We start from the raw sequence: 15,886 nt of genomic DNA, 5'->3' as shown, positions 1-15,886 counted from the left end.
GCCGGTCACGCGCCTCGGCCCTGAGGGGTGCTTAAGGCTGTGATTCGCTCCGCACACGGCTGAGATCCCGCTGGAGGCAGCGCCGAACGGGAGCGGACGGACGGGCGGGCGGACGGTCAGGCGTCGTAGTCGACAGTTAGCTTGTCGGTGGTCGGGCTGGACTGGCAGGTCAGCACGTAGCCGGCGGCAAGCTCGTCGGGCTCCAGCGCGTAGTTGCGGGCCATCGTGACCGCGCCGTCGACGACCTTCGCCTTGCAGGTCGAACAGACACCACCCTTGCAGGCGTACGGCAGCTCACCCCGCACCTTCAGCGCGGCGTCCAGCACCCGTTCCTCGCGACCCATGGTGAAGCTCGACGACCGGCCGTCCAGCACGATTGTCACCTCGGCCCCGGCACCAGCCTGGTCGACGGGTCGGCGCACCGGCTCCGGCGGCGTGTCGACGTGGAACAGCTCGGTGTGCACCGCCGACTCGGGCAGCCCGCGTTCGGTCAGCACGTCACGAACGTCGACCACCATGCCGTACGGGCCGCAGAGGAACCACTCCTCGATCAGGTCGCCCGGCACGATGGTGCCCAGCAACCGCCCCAGCCGCTCGGCGTCGACCCGACCGGAGAGCAGCGGCGACTCGCCCTGTTCCCGGGAGAGGACGTGCACCAGGTGCAGCCGGGTGGGGTGGCGATCCTTCAGGTCGGCCAACTCCTCGGCGAACATCACAGTGTTCGCCGTGCGGTTGCCGTACACCAGGGTGAAGGTGCTGGCCGGCTCGACGGCCAGGGCGGTCGCGACCAGCCCGAGCACCGGGGTGATGCCGGAGCCGGCGACGACAGCGCCGTAGTGCCGCACCCGGTCCGGCGCGAAGGCCGTCGTGAAGGTGCCCAGCGGCGGCAGCACCTCGACCGTGTCGCCGCCGCGCAGCGCCCCACAGGCGAACGCCGAGAAGGCGCCGCCGGGAATCTCCCGCACCCCGATCCGCAACCGGCCGTGCCGGGCCAGGTCGTCCGGGGTGGAGCAGATCGAGTACGACCGGCGCACGTCCGCGCCGTCCTCGGCCACTCGCCGGACCGTGAGGTGCTGGCCGGCGCGGAACGCGAAGGTCTCCCGCAGTTCCTCGGGTACGGCGAAGGTCACCGCCACGGAGTCGTCGGTGAGCCGGTCGACGGCGGCGACGGACAACGGGTGGAAGACCGGCCGGCGGCGGACCGGGCGGGTGATGGTGACAGTCACAGCGCCTTCAGGTGGTCGAAGGGTTCGGAGCAGGAACGGCACCGCCACAACGCCTTGCACGCGGTGGAGCCGAACCGGCTGACCTGCTCGGTGTCCGGCGAGCCGCACTGCGGGCAGCGGACCGCGAGCGTCAGCGACACGACGCCGGCGGCCGGCACCGGGGCCGGCGGGGCGATCCCGGCGACGGCGAGCTTGGCCCGCCCACCCTCGGAGATCCAGTCGGTGCTCCAAGGTGGGCTGTAGACGGTCTGGACCTCCGCGTCCGGGTGGCCGGCGGCGGTGAGCGCGCTGCGGATGTCGGCCCGGATCACGTCCATCGCCGGGCAGCCGGTGTAGGTCGGGGTGATGGTGACGATGACCCGGCCACTGGCCGGATCCTCCTCGACCGCCCGCAGGATGCCCAGCTCGTCGATGGTGATGACCCGGATCTCCGGGTCCACGACGCTCGCGGCGGCCTCCCGTGCGCTCACCACTTCGCTCCGGGGTGGGCGCGGTGCAGCACCTGCATCTCGGCGAGCAGGTAGGCCAGGTGCTCGGTGTGCACACCGGTCCGCCCACCGGCGGGGGCCCAGGCGCTGTCCGGCTGGGTGAGCGTCGCCTCGGCCAGCACCGGGCCGACGACCTCGTCGAACGCCGGCCGCAGGGTGGCCGGGTCGACCGGCGCCGCCGGGTCCGCGGCGAACAGCTCATGGGTGTACGGCCACACCTGGTCGACGGCCGCCTGCATCCGGCGATGCGACTCCTCGGTGCCGTCACCGAGGCGCTTCACCCACAGCGCGCCGTGGTCCAGGTGGTACGCCGACTCCTTGCGCGCCTTCGCGCCGATCGCGGCCAACCGCTCGTCCGCGCAGCCGGCCAGCGCCGTGTACATCGGCAGTTGGTACGCCGCCAGGAAGAACAGCTTCGCCATCGTCACCGCGAAGTCGTCGTTGGGCAGCTCGACCAGGAGCGCATTGCGGAACTCGCGGTCGTCGCGCAGGTACGCCAGCGCGTCCTCGTCGCGGCCGGCGCTCTCCAACTCGCCCGCGTACGACAGCAGCAGGCGCGCCGCGCCGAGCTGGTCGAGGGCGATGTTGGCCAGCGCGATGTCCTCTTCCATCTCCGGCGCGCGGGTGGTCCACTCGGCCAACCGCTGGGCCGCGATCAACGCGTCGTCGGCGAGAGCGAGGGTGAAGTCGAAGGGCCCGTTCACAGGTGGGCCACCCCGTCCGGCACCTCGTAGAAGGTGGGGTGGCGGTAGACCTTGTCGGCGGCCGGGTCGAAGAAAGCGTCCTTCTCGTCCGGGCTGGACGCGGTGATCGCACCGGCCGGCACCACCCAGATCGACACGCCCTCCTGACGGCGGGTGTAGAGGTCACGGGCGTTGCGCAGGGCAAGCTCGGCGTCGGGCGCGTGCAGGCTGCCGACGTGCGTGTGCGACAACCCGCGCCGGGCCCGCACGAAGACCTCCCAGAGCGGGGTGTGTTGCGTCATGCTGCGACCGTCTCCTTCTGAACCGCCCGCTTCGCGGCGTACGCCGCGGCGGCCTCGCGTACCCAGCTGCCGTCGGCGTGCGCGGCCCGGCGGTGGGCCATCCGCTCCCGGTTGCACGGCCCGTTGCCGGAGATCACCTGCATCAGCTCGTCGTAGTCCGGCTGGGTGTAGTCGTACGCCTGCCGCTCGTCGTTCCAGCGCAGGTCCTCGTCGGGGATGCGCAGCCCGAGGATCTCGGCCTGCTGGACGCACATGTCGACGAAGCGTTGGCGCAGATCGTCGTTCGAGAAACGCTTGATCTTCCAGGCCATCGACTGGGCGGAGTGCGTGGAGTCGCCGTCCGGCGGCCCGAACATGGCCAGCGACGGGTACCACCAGCGGTCCACCGCGTCCTGGGCCATCGCCTGCTGCTCGGGGGTGCCGTGCGCCAGGGTGTGCAGGATCTCGTAGCCCTGCCGCTGGTGGAACGACTCCTCCTTGCAGACCCGGATCATCGCGCGGGCGTACGGGCCGTAGGAGCAGCGGCAGAGCGGCACCTGGTTGACGATCGCCGCGCCGTCCACCAGCCAGCCGATGGCGCCAACGTCGGCCCAGCTCAAGGTGGGGTAGTTGAAGATGGAGCTGTACTTCTGGCGGCCGTCGAGCAGCAACTGGACCAGCTCGTCGCGGCTGATGCCGAGGGTCTCGGCGGCGGCGTAGAGGTAGAGGCCGTGACCCGCCTCGTCCTGCACCTTGGCCAGCAGGATCGCCTTGCGCTTGAGCGACGGCGCCCGACTGATCCAGTTGCCTTCCGGCTGCATGCCGATGATCTCGGAGTGGGCGTGCTGGGCGATCTGCCGGATCAGCGTCCGCCGGTACGCGTCGGGCATCCAGTCGCGGGGCTCGATCTTCTGCTCGGCGTCGACCACCTCGGTGAAGTACGCCGCCAGGTCCTCGTCCGGCGCGGGGCCGCCACGCCGCCCGCGCGCCGCCGCTGCCCGCAGCTCGGCCTCGGCGGCCTCGACCTCGCCCAGCAAACCGCCGGGCGCCTCGTCGGGAGCGCCGTTCGGGGCGGAGAAGTCGTTGCCATACATGAGGCTAAGTGTTACAGCTTGCACCGCGTTGCACCAGGGGGTGTAACAGGAATCCGAGCATCCCATCTGTGAGCGGATGAGCGCTTTGCGCTACCTGAGCACCGTTATATGGCCGTGACTTAGGCCACGAAACAAAGGTGAATCGCTGCAAAAACCTCATACCGGCCCCATATCCCGCCTTTATCGCAGGTTGCCTAGTGTCGAACCCTGGCGGTCCGCCGGTCCGGACGTAGACTTCTGCCGGACAACCGATCGGCTGCCGACATCGACATCTCCACAGAGGCCACCTCCCCCGGCCTCGGCGATCGCACCCGATTCGTCCCGACGACAAGCCGGTCCCCCCGGCCCTGACACCTGGAGTTCACCCACTCATGCGATCTCGCGTGACCCTGGTGCTCGCCATCACGGCGGTCGTGCTCGGCGGCGTCCTGCTGGTCCCCACCGCGTACGCCCGACTCGCCAGCGACGACAGCGGCGGAGGCGGTGGCGGAGGTACGTCGAGCGTCGCCGCTCCCGCCCCCACCCCACCACCGCCGCCCACCCTGGCCGCCGGTCCGGTGTCGGTGAGCTTCCAGGGTGAGTTCTTCTCGTGGGCTCTGCTGGACCGGAAGACGGGCAAGATCTCCGGGTCGCCGAACATGACAGCGACCAGCTCCACCGAATCGATGATCAAGGCTTGGATCGTCTCCGACTACCTGCGACAGCTCGGCAACAAGGAGCCGTCCGCAGCGATGAAGGAGATGGCTCGACTCGCCATCGTCGACAGCAACGACGGGGCGGCCAACAAGGTCTACGCCGCCGCAGGTGGCTCCTACAAAGCCTCGACCAGCAGCATCCCCGACCCGGTGATCCAGCGGGCGATCAAAATCTGCGGTCTGACCGACACCATGCGCGGCAACGTCAAGCCGTACACCGGCTTCTGGAGCTTCACCCGGATGTCCCCCCGCGACGCGGCCCGGGTCGGCGACTGCATCGCCGACGGTAAGGCCGCCGGCCCGAAGTGGACCAAGTGGGTGCTGGACCAGATGAGCAAGGTCAAGGGCACCACCGCGGCCAAGGACCAGCGGCCCTCGTCCGGCGGCGGCCGCTGGGGGATCATCGACGGCCTACCGAAGTCGATCACCGCACAGGGCCCGGTCAGCATCAAGAACGGCTGGACCCCCATCTACGGCGACGGCGACTGGCACGTCAACTGCCTCGCCGTCACCAGCAAGTGGAGCCTCGCGGTGATGTTGCGCTACCCGATCAGGACCGGTCTGGATTACGGCGCGAAGGTCTGCGCCAGTGTGGCCACCCAACTGGTCACCCCGCAGCCGGGCGCCGCGCTCAAGGTGCCGCAGCAGCCGGTCGGGAAGCTCTGATGGCCGGCAACCGTCGGGTCGACCGGCGCAACGGCGGCGAGGCCTCCCCGGTTCGGCTGATCGCCGTCGCGGTCGTCCTCATCGGGTTGGTCCTGGTGTCGCTGCGGCTGCTGCCCGGGTCGCCATTCGAGTCGTCCGCAGCGGCCAAGTGGGGTGACGCGGGCTCCAGCACCAGCGACCGCCCCACCGGCGCCGGCACCGACCGCAGCGCCCGCCAGCCGTCCTCGCCGTCACCGAGCCCCAGCCCGTCGCTGGAGCCGCTGCCCTTCGTGGCCAAGGACCTCAAACTGGACATCGAGGGCTGGTACTCCTGGAGCGTCCTCGACCGCCGAACCGGAAAGATCATCGGTTCGAAGAACATGGGCGAGACCAGCACGACCGCCTCGATGATCAAGGCCTGGATCGTCGCCGACTACCTGCGTCGCGCGGCCGACGCCGGCCAGACCCCGAGCGACGCGAAGCTCGCCGACGCGACGCGGATCATCCGGGACAGCGACAACACCCGGGCCGAACAGTTCTACAACCAGGTCGGCCGGGACGCCTCGATCAAGCGGCTCATCTCCATGTGCAAGCTGACCGACAGCAGCGTCGCCCCCGACGGCGGCTGGAGCCGGACGGCGCTCTCCCCCCGGGACACCGCCCGGATGGGCAACTGCATCGTCACCGGCACCGCCGCCGGGCCGAAGTGGAGCAAGTGGCTGCTCAACGAGATGAAGCAGGTTCGCGGTGCCGGCGACTTCGGTATCCGCAAGGCCTTCCCGGCCACCGAGCAGAAGAAGATCGCCATCAAGAACGGGTGGATCGACCGGACCAAGGAGCAGGAGATGCACATCAACTGCCTGGCCATCGGTGACACCTGGACGATGGGCGTGATGGTCAAGTACCCGATCAACATGGGCTACGACTACGGCATGAAGAACTGCGAGAAGATCACCGAGGCGCTGCTCCGCCCCGGCACCTGAGCCGCTCAGGCTGACGCCGCCCGCTCTGCGGGCTCTGGATTGCGGCGCCCCGGCTGGCAGCTCGGCTCTTTGCCGGGGCGGCGGCAGCGGTCAGCCGGCGAAGAACTCCGGGCCGCCGTCCGGCAGCGCCGGGGCCTCGCCGATGGCCGCGGCCCGACGGGCCCACTCGCGCAGCCCGGCGACCTGCCGGTCGCCAAGGGAGAAGTCGAGAGTCCGAAAGTACGTGGCCAGCGTCTCCGCGTCGAAGGTCTCCCAGCGGGCCGCCGCCTCGGCGACCTGGTCCAGCTCCGCCAGGCAGAGGTCCCGCGAGCGCAGGAAAGCCTCGTGTACCTCCTTGACCAGGCCCGGGTGGGCAGCGGCGAAGTCGCGGCGGACCGCCCAGACGGCGAAGACCATCGGCAGCCCGGTCCACTCCCGCCACGCCTGCCCGAGGTCGGTGACCGTGAGGCCCTTCTGCGGCGCCTCGTAGTACGCCCGCAGCGCCACGTCCCCGATCAGCACGGCGGCGTCGGCCTCCAGCAGCATCTGGGTCAGATCCGGCGGGCAGCGGAAGTACTCGGGACGCACGTTGTACTGCTCGGCGAGCAGCAGCTGAGCCAGCATGACCCCGGTCCGCGAGGTCGAACCAAGCGCCACCCGAGCGCCATCCAGCTCGGCGAGCGGCCGGGTGGAGACCATGTTGACCGAGAGCACCGGCCCGTCGCTGCCCACCGCCAGGTCCGGCAGGAGCAGCAGCTCGTCGGCGTGCTTCAGGTACTCCAACAGCGTGATCGGGCCGATGTCGAGGTCGCCGGCGACAAGCGCCGCGCTCAACCGGTCCGGCGAGTCCTTGTGCAGGTCGACGTCGAGCAGGGCCCCGGAGCGCATCAGACCCCAGTAGATCGGCAGGCAGTTCAGGAACTGGATGTGCCCGACCCGCGGGCGTGCGATGCGCTCAGCCATGGCCCGACCGTATCCCCGGCGGCTGGCCCCGGCTCGGCGGGCTGGCCCGGAGTGGCCAAGCCCGCACTTGATGACCGTCGTACCGCGCGGGTCACGACCGGCACGAAGACCAGCACCACCAGCAGCCCGACCACGCCGGCCCCGGCGATCAGCGGCCGAGGCGGAACGGCCGCGAGCAACGCCCCGCCGATCAGGAAGCCCGCCATCGAGCCACCCTGCACCGCCGCGCCATAGCTGGCGTACGCCCGGGCGCGCATCGCCTCCGGCACCCGCCGAGCGGTGAGCAGGTTGGCGAAGACGTTCTCGCCACCGTTGGCCGCACCACCCACCAGCCAGAGCGGCACCAACACACCTGCCGCCGGCACCGACGCCGCCAGCAACACCATCAGGCTGCACACGGCCAGAGTGGCCAGCACCCCACGTACCAACGCGCCGTCGTCGTCGAGCCGCCTGGCAAGTCGTACGGCGAGCCAGGTCCCCGGCAGCATGCCGGCCATCCACGCGGCACTGACCAGGCCGTACGTGGTCGCCGAGCCCCCCAACGTCTCCCGGATGAAGAAGACCTCGATCACGTTGATGCCGCCGATCGCCGCGATCACCACGGCGGTGCTCACCACCATGACGAGCATCAGCGGATCGCGGCGCAGCCGCCAGCTGATCTCCGTACCCCCGGGGGTTGGCACGCCGCCCGAGACGGCCGGGCTGCTCGCGGCGGAGGCCTCGCTGGCGGCGGCCTCGCTGGCGGCGGCCTCGCTGCTCACGGCGGCCTGGCTGGCGGCGGGCCGCCGGCCGCCGCGTCGGGTCCGCAGCAGCAGGCCGGCGACCACAAGCGCCAGGTAGGTCGCGGCATCGAGGAGCAGCGGTACGCGGGTGCCGAACTGCCCCACCAACAAGCCGGCCAGCACCGGGCCGCCGAGCGCACCGAGCGAGACGGCGGTCTGACTGATCGCGCTGGCTCGCGGCAGGTCGGCCGGGCGGACCATCGCCGGCAGCAGCGCGGCGAGGCAGGGTTGGGTCACCGCAAGCCCGCAGGCCAGCAGGGTGACGAGCCCGACCACCAGGACCGGTTGCTCGACGACGGCGAGCAGCGCGCAGATTGCGGCCTGCCCGAACCCGACGGTCACCAGCAGGGTACGACTGTCCGTCCGGTCGGCGAGTCGGCCCGCGAGTGGGGCGAGCACCACCAGGGGCAGGGTTGCGGCCAGAAGCAGCCCGGACACGGCCAGCCCGCCGGCACCGGCACCCTGAAGGGCCAGCGCCAGCGCCGTCGCGGCGAGGAAGTCGCCGCAGATCGTGGTGCCCCGAGCAGCGGCGGCGAGCCAGACGTCCGACCAGCGCGACTCATCAGTTGTGAAGGACATACTTCGAAAATAATCCTTCACAACTGATTCATGCAAGCCTGGCTATGCCAACGGCACCGTCCGGTACTGCACAGCGACCGTTCGCGCCCCCGGCGGCGGATCACCCTGCCGCCGCCGCGGGTGATACGGCCGGAGCAGCGCCAGCACCGCCTCGTTCAACTCGGCCAACTCGTCGGCGGTGAGCAGCAACAGCGTGTCGGTGAACAAGGCCGTGTCGTACCACTCGGCCGGCTCGTCCCCGGCGCGCCGCAACCAGTCCCGGGTCCGCTCCATGGCCCGGACCGCATGGGCCTCCACCAGCGCCTGCTCTGCCGCACGCGCCTCAGGCCCGGCATCACGACCCGCCTCGACCAGCACACTCACACTCGGTACGCGCCACAGCCGCTCACGCGCGTCCCCCCGGCTCGGCGCCTGCTCGACCAGGCCGAACTTCGCCAGCGCGCGCAGGTGGTAACTGGTTGCGCTCGGCGACAGCCCGACGATCTCGGCACACTCGGTGGCGGTCCCACCGCTCTTGCGACTGTTCAGGTACTCCATGATCGCGATCCGGGCCGGATGGGCCATCGCCCGCATCACCTGGGGGTCGCTGATCGTCATCCGGCGCGAATCGGAGCGGGCCTCGGTCATAGGCCCATGATCCCGGCAGACCCCCCAACCTGCCATCACCCCCGCGTCCCGCTCGACCACCACGCGTCGACCTAGCCCCACCCCCGGCAGCGAGCAGGCGGATTTGACGGCGGGCATGGCTTGGCGCAGTGGCCGACATGGCGGGCGTGGCCCAGCGGCCCGGTCCAGCGCTCACGATGATCGACAGAATCTGGTTCCCATTCATTGATCGACATGACTCAAAAGTGTCGTACACCAGTTCTATTTTGGTTTCATGTTGGAGGCTTGGCGCAGGTGGGCGGGGCGGTTGACGACTGCGCCGAGACCGCGCTCTGGGCGCTCTCCGATGACGAGTTGCTTGCTTCTCTCGACGCGACTCAGGTGGTGGCACAGCGTTTGGCAGCCGTTCAGCTCGGTCTGGTCCGCGAGTTGGACGGTCGCGGGGTGGCGGCCACCCAGGGCGCCTCGTCCACCGCCGTCTGGCTTCGGGAGCGGCTCCGGCTCTCCGGTCGCAATGCCCGCCAGCTGGTCCAGCTCGCCGCCACCATCGACGCCGCCCCGCCAGCGGTGCGCGACGCGCTGCTCAGCGGTGCCATCACCGTCGAGCAGGGCCGGGTGGTGGCCGAGACGATCGCCGCCCTCCCGGTCGAAACCGGTCCCGAAGTGGCGGACAAGGCCACCCAACTACTGGTCGCCTGGGCCGACCGTTTCGATCCGACCAGCCTGAGCAGGCTCGGCGAGAGAGTCCTCGCGCACGTCGCCCCGGAGCTGGCCGACGAGGCTGAGTTGAAGGCTCTGGAGCGGGCCACCGAGCGGGCCGAGGCCCGCCGGCACGTCACGCTCTCCGAGCAACAGAACGGCCAGGTACGCCTCAGCGGCAACCTCGACACCGAAACCGCGAGCCTGCTGCGCGAGGCGATCGATCCGCTCTGCGCCCCAGCTGGTGAACACGATGACCGCAGTCCTGGTCAGCGCCGCGCCGACGCGTTGGGCGAGATCTGCCGACTGGCGCTACGCACCGGTCAGCTGCCCGACAACGGCGGCGACCGTCCTCAGCTGGTGGTGACCGTTTCGCTGGACGAACTGGTCAACGGCCTACGCGCCGGAACACTGGAGACCGGCACGCGTCTCACTCCCGGTGCGGTCCGCCGCCTGGCCCGCGATGCGGGCGTGCTGCCGGTCGTGCTGGACGGCAACAGCCAGGTCCTGGACGTCGGTCGCCAGCGCCGGCTCTTCACAGGCCCGTTGCGGCGCGCGCTGGTTCTGCGAGACGGCGGTTGCGCCTTTCCTGGTTGTGATCGGCCGCCGAGATGGTGCGACGGTCACCACATCCGACACTGGGCCGACGGTGGCGTGACGGTGCTGGGCAATGCGGTGCTGCTCTGCGGCTACCACCACCGGTTCATCCACCGCGGCGACTGGACGGTCCGTCTCGCGGCGGACGGTCGACCTGAGTTCCTCCCGCCCAGCTGGCTCGACCCGCTGCGCACCCCACGTCGCAACCTCTACCACCTGCGCTGCTGATGCCGACGACCACGCCCACGCCGCCCGCGACCACGCCCCACGCCCCACGCCCCACGCCCCACGACCACGCCCCACGACCACGCCCCGCGCCCGGCGACCGCGCCCCGGGCCAGACATACGACAACCCCGCTGGCCCTGCCGCCCCAAGCCGCGTCTCCCGGTGATCGACTCGGTTTCCTGGAAACCGGGCCGTCCCACCGGCCCAGACACCGCGACTTCTTGAAAGCCGAGTCGATCAACGGCTCCCTCGGCGGTCGCGGCGTGAGAAAGCACGGCGCGGGGCGGGGCGCGGTCGCCCGGGGACACCCGACCGGGCAACACGCCGTCTCGGATGGGTGGTCGCGTCGGTAATTCGCTGGATGCGGCGGGTTGGGGAGCGTAGGGTTGCAGGCCGCTTGACGGCCGAGGTGAGCTGCACCGGAACGGACGTCTTCGCGCCGGGCGGGCGGCCATCCGCCCCCGGACACGCGAGCGCGCAGCAGATGTGAACGATGGGACGTCAGCATGCCCGCACTTGACCTCGACACCCAGCTCGACGCCGACCTCGACGCGGACCTGGCCGCCGAACGTGCACACCTCACCATCTCGCGGGCGGCGCTCGGTCGGATGCGGGAGCGGGCCGAGTCTCTCTTCGCCACCGGTGACCAGGTGGCCGGCGACGCGTACGCGGCTGAGACGCTCGGCCGCACCCTGGCCCGCCGGGTCGCCGAACTGGCCGACGACCCGACCACTCCGCTCTTCTTCGGCCGCCTCGACTTCGCCGGCGCCCCAAACAACAGCACCACCGACAGCGGCGCCACGGACAACAGCACCACCGACAGCGGGACCGCGAACAGCAGAACCACGAACAGCGACACCACGGCCAGCAGGCCTGCGAACGACCCGACCGCACCCGACGCCAGCGGTGATCATTACGGGCGGCGGTATCACGTGGGGCGGCGGCATGTCACCGATGAGCGTGGCGAGCCGTTGGTGCTGGACTGGCGGGCGCCGGTCTCCCGCTCGTTCTACCGGGCCAGTGTGCGGGATCCGCAGGGGGTGGCGGTTCGGCGGCGGTTCGGGTTCAGCAATGGTTTGCTGACCAGCTTCGAGGATGAGCGGCTGGATCGGGGCGAAGAGTTCGGTACGACCAGTCGGATCCTCACCGCCGAGATCGAGCGTCCGCGCGTCGGGCCGATGCGGGACATCGTCGCCACGATTCAGCCGGAGCAGGACGAGCTGGTCCGGGCTGACCTCGCCGACTCGATCTGTGTGCAGGGCGCGCCGGGTACGGGGAAGACGGCGGTGGGTCTGCACCGGGCCGCATACCTGCTCTACCTGCATCGGGAGCGGTTGCGGCGGGCGGGTGTGCTGATCGTCGGGCCGAACCGGGCGTTCCTGTCGTACATCGCGGCGGTGCTGCCGGCGCTCGGTGAGGTCGAGGTCGAGCAGGCCACGGTGGAGGAGTTGATCTCCCGGGTGGCGGTTCGGGCGGTCGAGACGCCGGCGGTGGCCGCGCTCAAACACGACGTACGGATGGCGAGCGTGTTGCGGCGCGCGGTGCAGGCGCAGATCGGCGCCCCGACCGAGTCGATCACCGTGTCGGACGGTTCGTTCCGCTGGCGCATCGGGGTGGAGCCGTTGCACCGGATCGTCGAGGAGACCCGCCGGGAGGGGCTGCCGTACGGCACGGGTCGGGAACGTGTCCAGGCGCGGGTGGTGAGTCTGCTGCAACGGCAGGCCGAGGCGCGGCGTGCGGAGTCGCCCAGCGATGCCTGGCTGCGTCGGATGAGCCGCTGCCGGCCGGTGCTCGACTTCCTGGACGCGGTCTGGCCGGCGCTCACCCCGGAAGGGCTGGTGCACGGCCTCTTCTCCGACCCGACCCGGCTCGCCGCCGCTGCGGACGGGCTGCTCAGCGACGCCGAGCAGGCGCAGTTGATGTGGGCGAAGCCGGCCCGCACGCCGAAGGCCACCCGCTGGACCGCCGCCGACGCGGTGCTGATCGACGAGGCGACCGGGCTGCTGGAACGGCTCTCCGGGTTCGGGCACGTGGTGGTGGACGAGGCGCAGGACCTCTCCCCGATGCAGTGTCGGGCCATCGCCCGGCGCAGCGAGCACGGCTCGGTCACGCTCCTCGGTGACCTCGCCCAGGGCACCGCGCCGTGGGCGGCGACGGACTGGAAGGAATCCCTCGCCCACCTGGGCAAGCCGGACGCGGTGGTGGTGCCGTTGACCGTCGGTTTCCGGGTGCCCGCCGCGGTCGTCGCATTCGCGAACCTGCTGCTCCCGGCGCTCGCGGTGGACGTACCGCCGGCCGAGTCGCTGCGCAACGACGGCGGCCTGGACGTGCGTACGGTGACCGACCTGACCTCGGCGACGGTGGCCGAGGTGCGCGCGGCGCTCGCGCACGACGGCTCGGTCGGTGTGATCGCCGCGGACGACGCGGTCGACGGCCTGCGCGCGGCGCTGGCCGAGGCCGGTGTCCAGACCGCGACCGCCGACGACGTGGCGGCCGCGGAGCGGGTCACCGTGGTGCCGGCGACGCTGGTCAAGGGCCTTGAGTACGACCACGTGGTGGTGGTCGAGCCGGCCGCGATCGTCGCGGCCGAGCCGCGTGGGCTGCACCGGTTGTACGTGGTGCTCACCCGGGCGGTGTCCCGGCTGGCGGTGCTGCACGTTGCACCGCTGCCCGCCCCGCTCGTCGGCGGGTCAGCCGGCTGACAGGGCCGCCGCGACCTCCCGCAGCGGGCGGCTGGAGTCGGCGAGCGGCACGTGGAACGACAGCCACGACCCGTCGGCGAAGTCGATCCGCAGCCGCTTCCAGTTCAACCGGTACCTGCCGACCCGGGCGGCGACTGTCGTTCGCGGCACGGACCCGAGCAGTTCGATGTCGGCCTGCGCCCGTTCGTCCGCCGCCGAGCTGGAGAGCAGCCCGACGGGTGCGGTCGCGCCGAGCAGCAGCCGCTGGTCGGTGACCCCCAGCACGAGGTTCCGGAGGCCTGAGCCCTTCGCCGCCACGGTCAGGGCATGGTGCAGCGCGGATGCCGAGGAATCCGGTTTGCCTCGACCTCCGACACCGAAGAAGAGCCAGTCGACGGCGTTGTCCGCCCGACCGAAGGTGATGTTCGGTGACAGCACGTTGAGCAGGACACTCAGGAAGCCCGGCCCACCCGTGGCGGGTGGAGTCGACGGCTGCGAGGGCGGTGCCGGCGTCAGCCCGCCGCCCGCTCGGACCTGGGCCACCGCGCGCACCTGCTCCCCGGCCGCCAGCAGCCGGGTGATTCCCTCGACGTACCGTGCCTGACTCTCGTCGACCGTCATCAGCGCCCCTCGTGGTCGGCGGGCCAGGACCCTCCCCTGTGGCCGGTCCGACGGGTCAGCCGCCACGACTGACCACCATAGGCACTGCTCGCCGTGATCGGGGGTCCCGCCGGTGATGACGGGGTCACTCGGCTCGACTTTGTGCCGTAAAGTAGTTTGCGTGGACCCCGACGATGATTCACCACCCACCGACGCCGCAGCGGCGCTCCGGCTGATCCAGGACCAACGGTCGGCGACGGCACGTCGGCTCGATCCCGACGCCCGCCTGCTCTACTGGCCGTGGGGTGTCGCCTGGCTGGTCGGCTTCGGGCTGTTCTTCCTGCGGTTCCCCCCGGGTGACCGGGCGCTGGTCCACCTGCCGGGCTGGCTCCCGCTGACCGTCCTCTTCGTACTGCTCGCGGCTGCCGGAGCGACCCAGGCGGTGGTCAGCACGCGGGCCTACGGCCAGGTGATCGGCGACTCCGCCCGGCGTGGGAGGTGGTACGGCTACGCCTGGGCCCTCGGGTCGGTGAGCGTCTACGCGGGGCTCGGCCGAATCTCCGAGCACCTGCCGCACGACCTGGCGGCGCTGCTCTGGTCGGCGACCGCCGTCGGGTTGACCGGCGCGCTGCACATGGCCGGCGGGGCGGTCTGGCTGGATCGGGACCTGTTCCGGCTGGGCGCCTGGATCAGTGTGATCAACCTGATCGGTGCGATCGCCGGGCCGGGCTGGCACGCGCTCGTCGTGGCGGTGGCCGGCGGCGGCGGAATCCTGGTGGTCGGCGCGCTCGCTCGACGGCGGCAGCGACAGCGACAGCTGCCGTGACCGAACTGGATCCGGTCATCCACGCGCAGGCCCGGCTGCGGGTGGTCGCCAGCCTCTCCGCCCTCAACGACGGCGACAAGATCGCGTTCCCCCGCCTGCAGGAGCTGCTCGCGATGACCGCCGGCAACCTCTCGGTGCACCTGCGCAAGCTCGAGGACGCCGGCTACGTGGAGATCAGCAAGACCCATCGCGGACGCACCCCGGCGACGCTGGTCCGGCTCAGCCGGCGAGGCCGGCTGGCGTTCGAGGAGTACACCGAAGCTATCCGCGCCCTGCTCGACCCCACCCCGTCGAAGGAGCAGTCATGACCCTCGCCCGCGCCGACCAGGCCAGCCGCCGGTACGGCGACGTCCTCGCCCTCGACCGCGTCGACCTGGAAGTCCGGGCCGGTGAGCTGGTCGGCCTGCTGGGGCCGAACGGCGCCGGCAAGAGCACCCTGATGAACCTGCTGGTGGGCCTGCGCCGCCCCAGCTCGGGGCGGGTCGAGCTGTTCGGTGGCGACCCCCGCGACCCGGCGAGTCGGCGGCAGATCGGGGTCACCCCGCAGGAGACCGGCCTGCCCGGCACGCTGCGCGTCGGCGAGGTCGTCGACTTCGTCTCCGCGCACTACCCCGACCCGGTGCCCCGGGCGGAACTGCTCGACCGCTTCGGTCTCGCCGACCTGGCCCGACGGCAGACCGGTGGGCTCTCCGGCGGGCAGCGCCGCCGGTTGGCGGTGGCGTTGGCGTTCGTCGGCCGGCCCCGGTTGGTGCTGCTCGACGAACCGACCACCGGCCTGGACGTGGCCGCCCGGCACACCCTGTGGGAAGCGATCCGGGCATTCCACGAGGACGGCGGCACCGTGCTGTTGAGCAGCCACTACCTGGAGGAGGTGGAGGCGCTCGCCCACCGGGTGGTGGTCATCGGGCAGGGCCGGGTGCTCGCCGACGACACAGTGGACGCGGTGCGCGGCATCGTGGGCGTACGCCGGGTCAGCCTGGTCGCCGACAACCTGCCCGACCTGCCCGGGGTGGTTCGCACCGAACGGGTCGACGGTCGGCTGCACCTGCTCACCACCGACGCCGACGAGCTGGTCCGAGCGCTGGTCACGGCCCAGACCCCGTTCACCGACCTGGAGGTACGGCCGACCTCGCTGGAGGAGGCGTTCCTTGCCATCACCAGCGGAGAAGCGCCTGGCGCAGACGCGCCCACCGGCACCGGCCGACCCACCACCGCCGCTGCCGGCGGCCGACCCACCACCGTCTGAGGAGGCG

At 71.3% G+C, this 15,886-nt stretch carries 16 protein-coding genes; 7 read left to right on the top strand and 9 right to left on the bottom strand.

Features of this window, described 5'->3' with window-relative positions:
• Positions 1–116: 116 nt before the first annotated feature.
• From paaE to paaA, 5 genes are read right to left on the bottom strand one after another with little or no spacing between them, the layout of a single operon-like run.
• Positions 117–1,226, bottom strand: a complete 1,110-nt coding sequence (paaE, locus tag ACQRWP_RS29925; RefSeq protein ID WP_430499546.1) for a 1,2-phenylacetyl-CoA epoxidase subunit PaaE — start codon at positions 1,224–1,226, stop codon at positions 117–119.
• Positions 1,223–1,699, bottom strand: coding sequence for a 1,2-phenylacetyl-CoA epoxidase subunit PaaD (paaD, locus tag ACQRWP_RS29920; RefSeq protein WP_430499544.1), 477 nt, complete (start codon positions 1,697–1,699; stop codon positions 1,223–1,225). Before paaD ends, paaE begins: the two co-directional genes overlap by 4 nt.
• Complete coding sequence (gene paaC, locus ACQRWP_RS29915; protein ID WP_430499542.1) at positions 1,693–2,418, bottom strand: 1,2-phenylacetyl-CoA epoxidase subunit PaaC; 726 nt, start codon at positions 2,416–2,418, stop codon at positions 1,693–1,695. Before paaC ends, paaD begins: the two co-directional genes overlap by 7 nt.
• Positions 2,415–2,699 (bottom strand): 1,2-phenylacetyl-CoA epoxidase subunit PaaB, encoded by a 285-nt coding sequence (paaB, locus tag ACQRWP_RS29910; protein WP_091395615.1) that lies wholly within the window; start codon positions 2,697–2,699, stop codon positions 2,415–2,417. Before paaB ends, paaC begins: the two co-directional genes overlap by 4 nt.
• On the bottom strand, positions 2,696–3,772 hold the full coding sequence (gene paaA / locus ACQRWP_RS29905; RefSeq protein WP_430499539.1) for a 1,2-phenylacetyl-CoA epoxidase subunit PaaA: 1,077 nt from the start codon (positions 3,770–3,772) through the stop codon (positions 2,696–2,698). The genes paaB and paaA overlap by 4 nt, the downstream gene beginning before the upstream one ends.
• A gap of 371 nt (positions 3,773–4,143) precedes the next feature.
• Between paaA and ACQRWP_RS29900 the strand changes: the two genes are divergently transcribed.
• Both ACQRWP_RS29900 and ACQRWP_RS29895 read left to right on the top strand, forming a co-directional pair.
• Positions 4,144–5,133, top strand: coding sequence for a hypothetical protein (locus ACQRWP_RS29900; protein WP_430499537.1), 990 nt, complete (start codon positions 4,144–4,146; stop codon positions 5,131–5,133).
• The gene (locus tag ACQRWP_RS29895; protein ID WP_430499535.1) at positions 5,133–6,095 is read left to right on the top strand and encodes a hypothetical protein; all 963 of its coding nucleotides are present in this window, start codon (positions 5,133–5,135) and stop codon (positions 6,093–6,095) included. Before ACQRWP_RS29900 ends, ACQRWP_RS29895 begins: the two co-directional genes overlap by 1 nt.
• A 90-nt stretch (positions 6,096–6,185) precedes the next feature.
• On the opposite strand, the gene ACQRWP_RS29890 is transcribed toward ACQRWP_RS29895, so the two are convergent.
• The 3 genes from ACQRWP_RS29890 to ACQRWP_RS29880 are packed head-to-tail and all read right to left on the bottom strand — an operon-like array spanning position 6,186 to position 9,025.
• Complete coding sequence (locus ACQRWP_RS29890) at positions 6,186–7,037, bottom strand: menaquinone biosynthetic enzyme MqnA/MqnD family protein (protein WP_210785476.1); 852 nt, start codon at positions 7,035–7,037, stop codon at positions 6,186–6,188.
• On the bottom strand, positions 6,989–8,398 hold the full coding sequence (locus ACQRWP_RS29885) for an MFS transporter (RefSeq protein ID WP_430499533.1): 1,410 nt from the start codon (positions 8,396–8,398) through the stop codon (positions 6,989–6,991). The genes ACQRWP_RS29890 and ACQRWP_RS29885 overlap by 49 nt, the downstream gene beginning before the upstream one ends.
• Positions 8,399–8,440: 42 nt before the next feature.
• On the bottom strand, positions 8,441–9,025 hold the full coding sequence (locus ACQRWP_RS29880; RefSeq protein WP_430499531.1) for a winged helix-turn-helix domain-containing protein: 585 nt from the start codon (positions 9,023–9,025) through the stop codon (positions 8,441–8,443).
• A 213-nt stretch (positions 9,026–9,238) separates the two neighbouring features.
• Here ACQRWP_RS29880 and ACQRWP_RS29875 point away from each other — a divergent pair, with 213 nt between their 5' ends.
• Together ACQRWP_RS29875 and ACQRWP_RS29870 are read left to right on the top strand one after the other, a co-directional pair.
• Positions 9,239–10,528, top strand: a complete 1,290-nt coding sequence (locus tag ACQRWP_RS29875) for a DUF222 domain-containing protein (RefSeq protein ID WP_430503332.1) — start codon at positions 9,239–9,241, stop codon at positions 10,526–10,528.
• A 504-nt stretch (positions 10,529–11,032) separates the two neighbouring features.
• A complete protein-coding gene (locus ACQRWP_RS29870) occupies positions 11,033–13,228 on the top strand; it encodes a HelD family protein (RefSeq protein WP_430499529.1) in 2,196 nt (731 codons plus the stop codon).
• On the opposite strand, the gene ACQRWP_RS29865 is transcribed toward ACQRWP_RS29870, so the two are convergent.
• Positions 13,217–13,828: a hypothetical protein gene (locus ACQRWP_RS29865; protein ID WP_430499527.1), complete on the bottom strand. Its 612-nt coding sequence runs from the start codon at positions 13,826–13,828 to the stop codon at positions 13,217–13,219. The two genes, ACQRWP_RS29870 and ACQRWP_RS29865, sit on opposite strands and share 12 nt — an antisense overlap.
• A gap of 160 nt (positions 13,829–13,988) precedes the next feature.
• On the opposite strand from ACQRWP_RS29865, the gene ACQRWP_RS29860 reads away from it, so the two are divergent.
• The 3 genes from ACQRWP_RS29860 to ACQRWP_RS29850 are packed head-to-tail and all read left to right on the top strand — an operon-like array spanning position 13,989 to position 15,879.
• Entirely contained in the window at positions 13,989–14,633 is a 645-nt protein-coding gene (locus ACQRWP_RS29860; RefSeq protein ID WP_430499525.1) for a transporter, read from the top strand.
• Positions 14,630–14,941: a transcriptional regulator gene (locus ACQRWP_RS29855; RefSeq protein ID WP_430499523.1), complete on the top strand. Its 312-nt coding sequence runs from the start codon at positions 14,630–14,632 to the stop codon at positions 14,939–14,941. Before ACQRWP_RS29860 ends, ACQRWP_RS29855 begins: the two co-directional genes overlap by 4 nt.
• Positions 14,938–15,879: an ABC transporter ATP-binding protein gene (locus ACQRWP_RS29850; RefSeq protein ID WP_430499521.1), complete on the top strand. Its 942-nt coding sequence runs from the start codon at positions 14,938–14,940 to the stop codon at positions 15,877–15,879. The genes ACQRWP_RS29855 and ACQRWP_RS29850 overlap by 4 nt, the downstream gene beginning before the upstream one ends.
• Positions 15,880–15,886: the final 7 nt, after the last annotated feature.

This window comes from Micromonospora trifolii (assembly GCF_050516465.1).
In the GTDB taxonomy this organism is placed as follows: domain Bacteria; phylum Actinomycetota; class Actinomycetes; order Mycobacteriales; family Micromonosporaceae; genus Micromonospora; species Micromonospora trifolii.
This window is presented reverse-complemented; position numbering and strand designations above follow the sequence as displayed.